The following is a 12,086-nucleotide window of genomic DNA, read 5'->3' on the forward strand; positions in this document are numbered from 1 at the left end:
TGGGTGTTATCCTTATTTGTACAAGATTACACAACAATTTCATGGCTAGTTTTTAACCCTATCGATATCATTGGTGCAGAGAATGGATGGACAATCAACACAGAAATGTATTATCGATTTCAACCCTGGGATCTAAATGCTAAGGCCTTCTTCGATTTTGGACGGCTCTCCGGCCATTCCATTAATAAGCAGCGTTGGCTCACAGGAACCGGCATAGGTTTGGACTGGTATTGGAGAAACAAACTCTCCTTTTCTTTAACTCTTCCTTTCCCGCTGAAAAGACATCTTCGTGATAAAGAAGTTGAGCAAATTTCAAGAGGAAGGCTTGACTTTAGTCTGACTTATGTCTTTTAACCTGCCAAAAAAGTTTTCCAATCTCTTTTTATTAGCTCACCTTGTCCGGATCAATACGTCGGGACAAGGTTGATAGAAAATCTTGAATTTTTCGGCGGTTGAACTAAAAAATTGAGTTAAAGAGCGGTCGAGGAAAGAAACTGATAAAAATTCTTTTCATTGACAACGTCAAAAGATGCCTCTGGATAGGCTTTTGCAAATGTCGGAGGGACTTTTACGTGATCTCGCGAGAGCTTGAGTTCAAATGCATGGATTTGATTGTCTTTTTCCTCAATCAAATCAATTTCACTCGCTGATTTATTTCTCCAAAAGTAGTGAGAAACGAAGGAGTTAGAATAAGAGTGAAGCTTAATCCGTTCGATAATGAAGTAGTTTTCAAAAAGCATGCCCTGTTCTTCGGGCGTTCGTGTACTAAAAGGAGAAAAGTTATTAATGATGGCGTTCCGGATGCCAAGATCACAAAAATAAATCTTTTTAGATTTTCGAAGTTCATTAGCAAGATTTCTGGCAAAAGACGGAAGCACCTTAATGATGAAGCATTCTTCGAGCAGCCCTAGGTATGACTCGATGGTTCCTGCATTCAGACCGCACTCTCTGGCTAAAGAGTCAGTGGTAGAAAGAGAGCCAATCCGGTAAGCGAGCACCTGTACCAAGCGCATAAAGGATGGATGCTTGCGAACTCCTGCATAAGCGAAAATATCTTTGAAAAGTACTCCGTCGATATAAGTCTTTAAATTTTCTTTTGCCTCCTTCGGATTAAGAACAACTGAAGGATAGTTGCCGAGAATCATTCGTTCCGGCAGTGAACGAACTACATCGAACCAGGAAGAATGAAGCGCAATTTCTTCGGCTGAAAGCGGCCACAAAGTAAGAGGTCTAACGCGTCCTGTAGCTGATTCATAAACGCCTCCGGCAAGATCCAGAGAGCTTGAACCAGTGACAAACAGTCTTGTGGAAGACTCAAGATCAATAACACGCTTAATAAGCATTCCTACACTTGGAATGCGTTGAGCTTCATCGATAATGATGTTTTTGGCGCTGTCAAGCAGCATCTTTAAGTCAGGCGTAGAAGATATTGAGGAAAGAAAGTTTACGTCGCTCGGATCGTCACCTGTGAACCAACGTGTTTTTTCATTTCTAAAGATATGTTTGAGAAGAGTAGTTTTTCCGACTTGCCTCGCTCCAAAAATAATAACTGCCTTATTTTTTGGAACGTCTTCTACACGATTTGTTAGTAAACGATTTACGTATTCAGACACCTTTCCACCTCAATTACCAACTTTTCTATATTGTAATATGGAAAAGTAGGCTAATTTCTATATTATGATATGGAAAAGTCGGTCTATAACTCAAATAGATTTAACCATACGGAAAGTCAATTTTTAGTCTGAGGTCCCAGTAATCTTGGTGCTGAGTGTAGCTACCGATATTGTGAAATAAGGTATCGGAGATAAGAAAGAGGATATTGGCGTAAAGAAAAAATTTAATCCTCTGGAAGCCAGCAGTGTCGGTGAAGAAAGGAAATGCTGGTTTAGAGGTGTAAGATTATCGGAATTATGAGAAAAAAGTCAAAAACAGAAACCGTTCGGTGATGCAAAATATTTGAGCCGAGCTTTAAAAACGTTCGGTTTTTCAGTTCCTATACAACCCTACTCTCCCTCTATGCTTCAGAAGCTTCGGATCTTATCTCTTTCAGCTTCTTTGCATTTTGAATCTTTTGAAATGTATTAGAAAAAAATTCATTTTCCGAAACATCATGTAGGCAAATCCTCCCCTCACCAGGGCGTTTGTATGAAAATTGAAAAGACAAAACCTTTCCTCCGCTTAAAAAATACACATACCCAGCATCATTCTTGGGGGCCCCTTGCTGAGAATCCCATTGTTCCATCCCTTCGATAACCACGTTGGATGTTTCATTCGGAAAAAGATAATTAAAAACTGAAGTCTCTTTATCTTTGTCCTTTTTTTGATCATCAGGATATGAGATTGGATAATGATCAAAAAGAGTGATAACTCGACCCGATTCCAATCGCATTTTCACAGATTCACATTTGAAAGATACCAGACCTTCTCTAATCAGTATAGGTTGACGGAGGGGGTTGTCAAAAAAAATATCTTTGATAACGTTGCCAATGAAAAAAGCACCATCTCGAATTCCTTTCCAGTTTTTCCCATCTTCGTAGGCATTTGCCATTTCCAAAAGTACTTCATCGTAAATATCATAGTCTGTAACCTTTTCAGACCAAATTCTTGTGTAAAAATTTATAGGATCTTCCCGAGTTTGACACCTATTTTTGCAGATGAGACCAGACGCGCTCTGGGTTCCTCTGCAAAAAATTTACCGTCTTTGTAGCGTAAAAGTAGCGTGTTTTAAAAAATTCAGGTATAATATCCTTACAGTAGTCGGAGTCGGAAAAATGCCTTTGCATGTTTCAGTGGTTAAAGTTAAAAATCATCAATACATCCGTGTCTATTCGAGTTATCGAAATGAAAAAGGACAACCTCGTTCTCGAATAATTGAAAACCACGGCAGACTTGATGCCGCTTTAGAAAAAGATCCTCAGTATGTGGAAAGACTCAAAGAACGCATTGCTAAGGAGAATGCTCTAGAAGCTCAGAACAAATCTCTGGAACTTGAAAATCAAGCCAAAAGAAGAATGGATAAGTTGGCTGATTCTGCTAAAGGTCTTAACGAGAAACCGGGCAATTTCAAGAGCCTCAATGTTGGCTCGGCTCTTATAAGGAAGGTGTGGTTAGATTTAAAAATGCCGGAGATGTTCCGCCATCTTCAAAAAGGCAGAAAAATCCAATATCCCTATGACCAGACTGCTTACCTTCTGACTGAGCAGAGGTTCTTAAATCCCTCAAGTAAGTTGAAAAGCTTTAATAACCGTGCTCATAGCATCATTGATCACGGCCAAGTCGATCATCTCGAAGATTTGTATAAAGTTCTCGATGTGCTTCAAGAAGATAAGAAAACCATCGTCAGACATTTAAATAAAGAAATCCAGAAAAGAACAAAAAGGACTGTCACGGCTGCCTTTTACGATGTGACCACCTACAGTTTTGAGAGCCGCAGTGTCTCTGAATACAAGGATTTCGGTCTAAGCAAAGATCATAAGGTTAACGAGGTTCAGGTCGTGCTTGGACTTGTTATGGATGAGAACGGCATCCCCATTGACTATGAACTCTTTGCAGGCAACACCAGTGAATTCGAGACGATGGTGCCGTTGATTAAGAAAATAAAAAATACCTATCATCTCAAACAGCTGATTGTGGTTGCTGACCGTGGTTTGAATTGCGCTGAGAACCTATTTGCTCTCAAAGAAATTGGCTGCGACTTCGTTATTGCTCAGAAATTTAAAAACTCTGCAGCGGAAATAAAGGCTCAAATTTTGGATCCTGACAACTGGGAGGAGTTTATTTGCAAAGACGACGGAGAGGGGGAGAATTTAAACTAATTTAAATTCAAATAGATAGCAACTTAAAGAAGAATTTAGTGACCAGTTTGGTGACCAATTAAAATTGTAAAATTATTAGATCGAGTAGGGTTTCGCTGATTTCCAGCGAACACCCTCTCACACCGCTGCCCGTACCGGTCTGGTAGGCCAAGTCACCTTGGTTTTTCAGCGGTTTCTTAACGTTTTAACCTCTAAAACATCCCAACCATGACCATCCTCTTTGTTTGAGGAAGTCCGTGGTCAGAGTGGTCGTGAGAATGTGGCTGTTGGATATCCGCCAATAGCCCTTTCGGGTACAACCCCAGTAATAAGCTTGATTAGGGTCCGCCCCCAGTTTCACCAGGGCCCTGATTCTTGTTTTTACCTTTTTCCAAGTTTTCCACAAGAGTTGGCGGATGCGACGTCGTATCCACCGATCCACCCCTTGCGTCCATCTTTGGACGTCTGCTAATTGGAAGTAGTTCATCCACCTCCGAAGCTTTTGCGCTAGTAGCTGTTTCACACTCTCTATGCTCGTTTTCGGACTCCGAGAGAGTAATTTCCTGATCGTATCCTTGAGCTTTTGTTTGCTCTTTTCATGGATTGTCAGTCTTACCTCTCTTTTTGTCCGACTGTAGTAGAAGCCGTACCCTAAGAATTTCGTTTGCGGGCTCGATATATAGGCCACATGCGACTTTTCCCGGTTTACTTTCAACAGCATCTTTTCCTGTACAAATCTTGTCAGACTTGCCAGCGTTCTTTCTGCCGTTCTTCTACTCTTACAGATGCAGATCAGGTCATCAGCGTATCTTGCAAAGCGGTGGCCGCGCTTTTCCAATTCCTTGTCCAGTTCATCTAGGTAGATGTTGGCAAGGAGCGGTGACAGTGGGCCGCCTTGCATAAGTCCTATTTCCGTGGGTTTGATCTCCCCCTTAATTTGGACTCCCGATCGAAGCATCTTGTGTATCAGCGAAATGACCCTGCCGTCTTTGATTTTGAGTGACAGCTTTCTGATTAGTCGGCTGTGGTTCACCGTGTCAAAGAATTTGGCTAAGTCCATGTCCACTGCCCATCGATAGCCTTGATCGGCTTCTGCTGTTATGACTCTGAGAGCATGGTGAGCCCGCATGTTCCGTCTGAACCCGAAGCTCCGATCCGAGAAGTCCCTGTCATAGGCCCAGTCGAGTACTTGGGCGGTTGCCTGTTGCACTAGACGGTCTATGACTGTTGGGATTCCCAGATCTCGGAACTTTCCGGGTTCTTCTTTCGGAATGCTTGCTCTTTTCACAGGGGAGGGCCTGTAAGTTCCCTCCTTAATCGCCTTTGTAAGCTGGCCGGGGTGGCTGCGTATCCAGTCGAGCAATTGCCCGACTTCCATACCGTCAACTCCGGGAGCCCCTCTGTTGGCTATTACTCTTTTGAGCGCTTCCTTCAGATTAGTGGGCTCCAGTATCGCCTCTAAGGTGATGCTTGCGTATAAATTGAGGTTATGTGTGTCTTCTTCTGCTCCTATGGACGCGGGCGGATCCTTTTGTGCAGGTTTGGCCGCATTCCGTGCCCCTCGCCCGCATGAAGGTTTTTCATTGTTTCTATCCATAATTCCCTTTGTCGTAGTTGCAGTAACACACTCCGCTAAGATTCAGGCCTTCCTCGGTTACTGCTACCGAGTACTACGCCGTCTGCTGACCACTCACGACAAGCTTTACTCCGCCAAGCCAAATGGCTTGCGTCCGTGAGTTCTCCTCGGGTAAGAACGAACTCTTTCCCATCATGTACCTTCGGTCTTTACACTGCCATCTCCGTGTGGCCTTTGGGCTTCAACTTGTCTTGCAGTCTTACCCGACAGCATATGCCTGAGACCGTTTCTGTTCGTAAGGTCAATGGTTTGCCTCGGGCTTCCTTCAGTCGGAACCTCGCGGTTCAGGCCTTGCCTCTGGCTATGTGCTTGGCGCCACCGCCTGCACTTCGGGACTTCCACCCTGTAGAGTTCGCTCATGCCGAGCGCACAAGAAGAGATTGAAACGCCCAAGGAAAGCGTTTCAATTGACAACTATGAAGAAAAGACCACATCCGAAGAAAGACAACATTCTGACGAATCTGAAGAACTTGAAACGGCTGCGGATGATTTTTTGCAGGAGCAATCTGAAGAATCTACTTATAAAAAACCCGTGATCCTATGCTTGATAGAAGGCAGAGAATGCGAACTGCTTTATAAGAAAAAAACGTTGGATGGGTTCGTCGTTGTGAAATATGAGGACGGTACGGAAGAAGAAGTTCCCGCTGAAGACGTGACGTTAAATCGGATCATAGAAGCTTGATAAGAAGGGGCCCAGTGCCCCTTAGTCTCGGTATGAATAAAGATAAAACATCAATGAGTGTATGGCTGACGCAGGAAGAAAAAGACATCTGGAAGCAGCTTGCCCGGCTAAACAATATGAATCTTTCTGCCTATACCCACTTCGTCATAAAAGAAGTCATAAAGGAGTCTCTTAACCTGCCGGAGCTAAAAGTATCTCTTGATGTTGAAAGAGAAAGCAGCGAAGAGGATAAATCGTCGATCATTCTTAGAATGACAAAAAGCGAGCTTGAAGCCATCAGAAAATTAGCGACTGTCAGAGGACAAACCCGTCAGGCACTAATCGTATCAGCTGTCAGAGAATTGCTTTTGAATAAATCCCAGATTGATCCTAAACAGTATCAGCTTATATCCGATTCAACTCTTTCACTGAATCGGATCGGCGTGAACTTGAACCAGATAGCCAGAGTTTTGAATGAACAGAATAAATCGGGAGAATTAAATCCGTCAGACATTGCTGCGATACCGGCAGTCCTCAAACAGCTGGATCAAAAAATAGGTCTGCATATCAAAGAGATTGACGAATTTCTTTTGCAGCATAAAGATAGGTTAAAAATAAGATCAGCGGTAAAGAAAACGGAGAAGGAAAATGAATGAGTCAGTCAAGAAGTGGCTTGAAGAAAAGCGGGCCGAGCTTGCCGGGCGCCGAGATGTCGCTATTTTCATAGAAGCCAAGGACGTTTTGGACGCCATAGAGCAGCTGAGCAAACCTCGTTTATTTTCCGACTCTCGTTTGGTAGAGAGTCTGCGCTGGCAGTATTCAGAATGCGAAACCCGAAAGCAATTTTTGAGGAAAGTGCTCACTGAGCAATTCAAATTTGTCGGGCCGAATGCGAATTGCCCGGAGCCGCAAAATACGGACTCTCAAGTTGAAAGAAGAAGAGCCCGAGAAACAAGATAAAATTAGCCCCAAAACGCAAGCATGGATGGCTCTGCTTGACGGACTTGTAGGGCTAGATGTTTAGAGGAACCGCCGTGTACGGACCCGTATGCCCGGTGGTGTGGAAGGGTGGCTTATCGCCACCCCATCCGATAGGCTATAGATTACTTAGCTTTGAAATGACGCAATTGTTCATCACCGAACATAGCGGTCATCGGGACGCCCTTAGAGTCGATCATACCGCGGTGCATACCACCGGAGTTCATCGGGAAGGCGAAGTTACCCTTAGCGTCGAGAATAATCATACCGCCCGTGCCCTTGATGTCACCGATTTCTTTGATCACTGCGTCACCAGCCTTTTGAACATTTTCACCTAAGTGCGTGTAACGGGAGTGAACATTGTAAGCGGCAGACGTACGGATGAACATTTCGCCAGAACCCGTTGCAGATACTGCTACGGACTTATTATTAGCATAGGTACCAGCACCAATCACAGGACTGTCACCGATGCGACCATAGCGCTTATTGGTCATACCACCCGTGGAGGTACCTGCTGCAAGGTTACCGTCTTTATCTAAGGCAACAGCACCAACCGTACCATACTTATAGTCATACATTAACGGATCAATGTAGAGCTCTGCGTTGGCAGTCTTTTTCTTTGTAGCGCCATCGTGGTCAAGAATAACTTGTTCTTTTTCTTGAGCTTTCTTGAGCTGGTCATAACGGTTTTGCGTGAAGAACCACTTCGGATCAACCGTTTCTGCACCGTTTTGAGCACAGAACTTTTCTGCGCCCTTCGTCGCCATCATAACGTGAGGAGACTTCGTGCGAACGATGTCTGCACAATTAATCGGGTGCTTAATATTGGTAACACCAGCAACGGCACCTGCCATAAGGGTCTTACCGTCCATGATAGAAGAGTCAAGTTCGTTCTTACCTTCATTTGTGAACACAGCACCACGACCAGCATTAAAGATCGGATTGAGTTCCATTTGGTTGATAGCAGCCTTCACTGCATCAATAGCCGTACCACCGCTAGCTAAAACTTTGTTACCAGCAAGAAGGGCCTTTTGGAGACCTGCATGGTATTCAGCTTGTTGTTCAGGGGTAAAACGGTCAGCAGTAATGTTGCCGGCGCCACCGTGAATAACAAGGCGATACTGTGCGTCAGCGGCGTTTGCAGCAACTGCAAACGTGAGACCAAGAGCCATAGCAAGAAGTTGTTTCTTCATGTTCAATCCTTTGCATTTATTGAGCACTAATTTATCTTGCAAGATCAGCAAGATTCGACGATTATAACCTAAAAGTAACCGAAGGCGATCATTAAATTATCATTCCTAACAGAGATAAAAAGAACTTGTCTCGCTCTATAGATTCCGTTTTCCAACGAATTTCTCCGGCCTTACTCGCCACAGTTGTTTCCTCAATGCAGTCGAACCAATCTAGAATCTGAGCCAGAGACCTATTATCCAGCCAGCTTAGCAGTTTCTCTGCTTTGGATTTTTCAGATTTCTTTTCTTTTTCTACCAGCCATTTAGCCAACAACTCTTTGATTTCTCGAACCTTTCCTATTAACCAGCATCGATAGCTCAAAGCAATGAACTGTACGAATTGCCTTCCTCTGAGGCGGTCGCCTGTCCAGACTCTCGGCTTTCTGCCGTCACAATATTCTTTATATATTCCAAAGGCTTCCTCTGTTTTTTCCCGCAATCGATAATCTTCTAACGCCTCAAAGCAGTCTTGAGCTTTGTTCGATACCAGCACAAACAATCCAAAGAACTTAGCTGTTTCGTTAAAGGCTTCCTGGTTAAATTTAACGGTTAATTTTCCTCCGCGTCCCTGGCGGCTCAGAATCAAATATTTTTCAACTTTCTTTGCCGCAGACTCGGAGAGCTCTTCTCCGCTCAATACCGTACTTCTCAGTGCTGTAAGTTCTTCCTCTAATGCTCTTGTTTTGCAAGTCTGTATTTCAGAGTTCCTCAGAATGTGGACGTATATTCTGCGGCTAAACTTCTGAGTTTCCCCTGCTTTGGCAGAAGCCGTGCTTCTGTGACGCAGACGTGAGAATTCCTGCATCTTGCTGACGGTTTTTCCCTTGACCTGCGTGTCGTAAGGGCAGATGTTGTCGAGGTTGTCCAACTCTGCGAGTGCTTCTTCCACGATATCGCGAAGCCAAGTTGCCGATCGGGATGCAAGGGTTAGAAATTTCATATTCGAGTCTAGAAATTCAACCATGTTGCCCATGCTGTAGTAACCGTTGTCAGTAACAATCAAAGGCTTGGTTACTCCGAGAACACTTAGCTGCTTGAGTGCAGTTTGAATACTGATGACATCGGGAATGTTGCCCGGCTGCTTGCAATAAGCGATAGGCAGCCTGTTTTTCACCGAATACAAAGTCACAAATTTAATCGTGGGAAGTCCATCAGCATCCTTGTTGAAGCCGTATCGGGCTTCCTTGAGATTTGTTGAGTAAGTTGAGAAGGTCGTTGAATCCAGGGCCAGGGCGGGCTCTTTTTCAAGCGTCGATGCAATATGCCGGAAGTAATTTTGAATCCAAGATTCGTTTCGCCCGAGTTGTTCAAAAAGTGTCCCGTACACTCGTTCCGTCAAAGGTTCGAGATAGGGAATTTGATGATTGAGCTGCCAAGTCTCTATACCCGGAAGTGTCTTTCGGTCACAAGCTGCTAAATAACGAGCCAAGCTGATGGCCTTGAGTGCTTCGGCTTGCGGAAGCGAACGAAGAATGCAGGTATCAATGCCGCTCTGTTTTCCGACAAAATCCAGAATTTCGGAGGCGCCGACATGAGATCTTGCAACCTTGACCGGTGCAACAGGCTTTGGCGCGGCAGGCTTTTTAGGACGAGTTTTGATAATCTCATTGCTTCCCTTGAGGATTTTACCGATTAATTTACAGCCAAGTACTTTAATCTTCTTGGTCTGAGGGTCATAAATAGTGGTCCTCTCATAGATGTATTTAGTTCCGTCTTTTCTGGTTTCCGTACGTCTTCCAACATGAGGAACGCCTGATAAAGGTCTGCCCATAATTGCACCTCTCAATAATAATCGTATTATAATACGATTACAAAAAAAAATACGAGAAAAAACCGCAATTAATTCAGATAATTACGGTTGAAAGAGAGGATTCTTTAAATTTATCGATCGTTTTTGGTTACTTTAAGGATTATAAAATTTGATATTCCTATAAAAAGAGAGATTAAGAAAACTCCTATTAAGGTTTACTCTTACTTTTTACAAACCCCAATTTTTTAAGGAGAAACGAATTTAACAAAACTGAATTGGTTGCAGCCGTTGCCGAAGAAACCGGAAAATCCAAGGCCGACGTCAAAGAAATTTTAGAGGCCCTTATTGCCCAAGTGGTCAAAACGGTAAAGGCCGGTGATGAAATCGCGTTGATCGGTTTCGGTACTTTTAAATCTGCCGAACGTGCCGCCAGAACCGGACGCAATCCGGCCACCGGTAAAGAAATCAAAATTCCGGCTTCTATACAGCCGAAATTTGTAGCCGGGAAAATGTTCAAGGACGCACTTAACGGGAAATAATTCATAGAAAGTACCATAGTCAAAGGGCCTCTTCGGAGGCCTTTTGACTTCTAGGGTGTTTTCAAAAAGTTGGTTTAGACCAACTGTTTAGCTCTTACAGTTGCCCACAAGCCCTTGCACGCAACTAGAGGAATTTAGTTGTGAAAAGCAGAATCAAAAAATTTTTGTTCCAGATTACATCCTTTTAGGAAGGCCTCAGTCATTTTATTTTTCTCCTTGTCCTTAAGTTTTACTGCATGCTCGTTCAAAAAACCTCTAATTTGATCTACGGTTTTCAGATACTGTGGGTCCCCTAGACCTTCCAACCATGAGTGATAGGGATTCTCAATTAAAATTGCTTTCGCTTGAATCGCTTTTCCAATTTCTCCGTAAACCCAAAAACAGGGGTAAACAGATGCTAATCCAATACTAAAAGAACTATTACGTACTAGATTTGATTCGAATTGAATGTACTCAGAGTTCTCCATACAAGGTTTAATGATAGTGGGAAATTTTTTCTTACCAATGTGCTCGTATAGTTCTTTCGTATACTCGACCAACGCAGTCGCCTCTTTAGAGCTTTTCCTCAGAAAATCAGATTCTTCTCTATTTGATGTTTTTAATGCAAGGTCTGAAAGAACATCTGCGTAATTCTTCAAGTACAAAGCATTCTGTTCCAAATACTTTAGGAAAACTTTCAATGGAAGGTTTCCAGAAATAGCTGATGGAATAAAACCTTTATTTATTATTGAACGAACAGTTTCTAAAGCACGCTTTTCAGCTTCTTCAGTCCACAACTCTTCGGAGCGCACAATATTCGGAATTAACATCGTTAGAGGCAAAAGTAAAAACAAATTTCTCCTTAACATTTTTAGACCTTGGTAGATATGAATCGAAAATTGTATTCCTTGTGTACAGGCAGAGACCTCACACATCGCACATAAAAATTGTTTTGAAGTAAGTGTTTGCACGGTCTCCCTACTAGACAAGTTAGTTTTGGCCTCTCTGTTCAAAAAGTTTGTACGTACAAACTTTTTGGCCCTTGCAATTGCCCACAACAAATCCCGGTCGCTACAGCCAGTGTTGGGCCAAGCGCTTCCTTGGGGATAGTTATGGACAACTGCAAGCAGAGCGGAAGTTTCCCACAAGCCGCTGTAAGCGGCTATGGAAAACTTGAGATTTAATCTGAAAACCGGATCGAGTCGGAACAAAAGGACCGGTTCAATCTTCTCAAAAAGTTTATTCAAATAAACTTTTCGGCCCTTGCAGTTGCCCACAACAACCCCGGTCGCTACAGCCAGTGCCGGAGCCAAGCGCTCCCTTAGGCGTTAGTTATGGACAACTGCAAGCAGAGAGGAAGTTTCCCACAAGCCGTGTAAACCGGCTGTGGAAAACTTAAGACCAACTTAGAAAATCAGAGCCCGTTTGCAGCCTCACTTTGAAAAAGCGAGGCTAGCCGGGCTAGGGGTTGAGGGGAGCGCTTAGCGTCCCCTCTAAAACCAAATTAAAAGCAAAAA

At 43.5% G+C, this 12,086-nt stretch carries 12 protein-coding genes and 1 pseudogene; 7 read left to right on the forward strand and 6 right to left on the reverse strand.

What is annotated here, in order from left to right; all coding sequences use genetic code 11:
- The first annotated feature begins 3 nt into the window (after nt 1-3).
- A complete protein-coding gene (locus ADH67_RS05400; protein WP_066592846.1) occupies nt 4-354 on the forward strand; it encodes a hypothetical protein in 351 nt (116 codons plus the stop codon).
- 116 nt (nt 355-470) lie between these two features.
- Here the strand turns inward: ADH67_RS05400 and ADH67_RS05405 are convergent, their stop codons facing one another.
- Together ADH67_RS05405 and ADH67_RS05410 are read right to left on the reverse strand one after the other, a co-directional pair.
- Nucleotides 471-1,613, reverse strand: coding sequence for an ATP-binding protein (locus ADH67_RS05405; protein WP_066592847.1), 1,143 nt, complete (start codon nt 1,611-1,613; stop codon nt 471-473).
- A 401-nt stretch (nt 1,614-2,014) separates the two neighbouring features.
- Entirely contained in the window at nt 2,015-2,548 is a 534-nt protein-coding gene (locus ADH67_RS05410) for a hypothetical protein (RefSeq protein WP_089275713.1), read from the reverse strand.
- 223 nt (nt 2,549-2,771) lie between these two features.
- Between ADH67_RS05410 and ADH67_RS05415 the strand changes: the two genes are divergently transcribed.
- A complete protein-coding gene (locus ADH67_RS05415; protein WP_236578511.1) occupies nt 2,772-3,815 on the forward strand; it encodes an IS1634 family transposase in 1,044 nt (347 codons plus the stop codon).
- 184 nt (nt 3,816-3,999) lie between these two features.
- On the opposite strand, the gene ltrA is transcribed toward ADH67_RS05415, so the two are convergent.
- A complete protein-coding gene (gene ltrA, locus ADH67_RS05420; RefSeq protein ID WP_237307770.1) occupies nt 4,000-5,307 on the reverse strand; it encodes a group II intron reverse transcriptase/maturase in 1,308 nt (435 codons plus the stop codon).
- On the opposite strand from ltrA, the gene ADH67_RS13445 reads away from it, so the two are divergent.
- From ADH67_RS13445 to ADH67_RS05440, 4 genes are all read left to right on the forward strand, one after another.
- Nucleotides 5,198-5,530 carry a hypothetical protein gene (locus ADH67_RS13445; RefSeq protein WP_237307772.1) on the forward strand — a complete coding sequence of 111 codons (333 nt, stop codon included), beginning with the start codon at nt 5,198-5,200 and terminating at the stop codon, nt 5,528-5,530. The two genes, ltrA and ADH67_RS13445, sit on opposite strands and share 110 nt — an antisense overlap.
- Before the next feature lie 258 nt (nt 5,531-5,788).
- On the forward strand, nt 5,789-6,112 hold the full coding sequence (locus tag ADH67_RS05430) for a transcriptional repressor KorB C-terminal beta-barrel domain-containing protein (protein WP_066592854.1): 324 nt from the start codon (nt 5,789-5,791) through the stop codon (nt 6,110-6,112).
- 14 nt (nt 6,113-6,126) lie between these two features.
- On the forward strand, nt 6,127-6,747 hold the full coding sequence (gene mobC, locus ADH67_RS05435; protein WP_143597729.1) for a plasmid mobilization relaxosome protein MobC: 621 nt from the start codon (nt 6,127-6,129) through the stop codon (nt 6,745-6,747).
- Nucleotides 6,740-7,051, forward strand: coding sequence for a hypothetical protein (locus ADH67_RS05440; protein ID WP_008812115.1), 312 nt, complete (start codon nt 6,740-6,742; stop codon nt 7,049-7,051). Before mobC ends, ADH67_RS05440 begins: the two co-directional genes overlap by 8 nt.
- Before the next feature lie 143 nt (nt 7,052-7,194).
- Here ADH67_RS05440 and ADH67_RS05445 read toward each other — a convergent pair whose 3' ends face one another.
- Both ADH67_RS05445 and ADH67_RS05450 read right to left on the reverse strand, forming a co-directional pair.
- Entirely contained in the window at nt 7,195-8,262 is a 1,068-nt protein-coding gene (locus ADH67_RS05445; RefSeq protein WP_066592856.1) for an isoaspartyl peptidase/L-asparaginase family protein, read from the reverse strand.
- A 91-nt stretch (nt 8,263-8,353) separates the two neighbouring features.
- The gene (locus tag ADH67_RS05450; RefSeq protein ID WP_066592857.1) at nt 8,354-10,072 is read right to left on the reverse strand and encodes an IS1634 family transposase; all 1,719 of its coding nucleotides are present in this window, start codon (nt 10,070-10,072) and stop codon (nt 8,354-8,356) included.
- A gap of 233 nt (nt 10,073-10,305) precedes the next feature.
- Between ADH67_RS05450 and ADH67_RS05455 the strand changes: the two are divergent.
- A pseudogene (locus ADH67_RS05455) lies at nt 10,306-10,590 on the forward strand (HU family DNA-binding protein); the annotation flags it as partial.
- Nucleotides 10,591-10,724: 134 nt separating this feature from the next.
- Here the strand turns inward: ADH67_RS05455 and ADH67_RS05460 are convergent.
- Nucleotides 10,725-11,882 (reverse strand): thiaminase II/PqqC family protein, encoded by a 1,158-nt coding sequence (locus ADH67_RS05460; protein WP_066592859.1) that lies wholly within the window; start codon nt 11,880-11,882, stop codon nt 10,725-10,727.
- Nucleotides 11,883-12,086 lie beyond the last annotated feature (204 nt).

Source organism: Turicimonas muris (assembly GCF_002221595.1).
GTDB classification, from domain to species: Bacteria; Pseudomonadota; Gammaproteobacteria; order Burkholderiales; family Burkholderiaceae_F; genus Turicimonas; species Turicimonas muris.

What these genes read in the sequence shown, in the direction of transcription:
- ADH67_RS05410 (WP_089275713.1), bottom strand. Translation starts at nt 2,548, where the DNA reads ATGGCAAATGCCTACGAAGATGGGAAAAACTGGAAAGGAATTCGAGAT.
- ADH67_RS05415 (WP_236578511.1), top strand. Translation starts at nt 2,772, where the DNA reads ATGCCTTTGCATGTTTCAGTGGTTAAAGTTAAAAATCATCAATACATC.
- ADH67_RS05430 (WP_066592854.1), top strand. Translation starts at nt 5,789, where the DNA reads ATGCCGAGCGCACAAGAAGAGATTGAAACGCCCAAGGAAAGCGTTTCA.
- ADH67_RS05440 (WP_008812115.1), top strand. Translation starts at nt 6,740, where the DNA reads ATGAATGAGTCAGTCAAGAAGTGGCTTGAAGAAAAGCGGGCCGAGCTT.
- ADH67_RS05445 (WP_066592856.1), bottom strand. Translation starts at nt 8,262, where the DNA reads ATGAAGAAACAACTTCTTGCTATGGCTCTTGGTCTCACGTTTGCAGTT.
- ADH67_RS05450 (WP_066592857.1), bottom strand. Translation starts at nt 10,072, where the DNA reads ATGGGCAGACCTTTATCAGGCGTTCCTCATGTTGGAAGACGTACGGAA.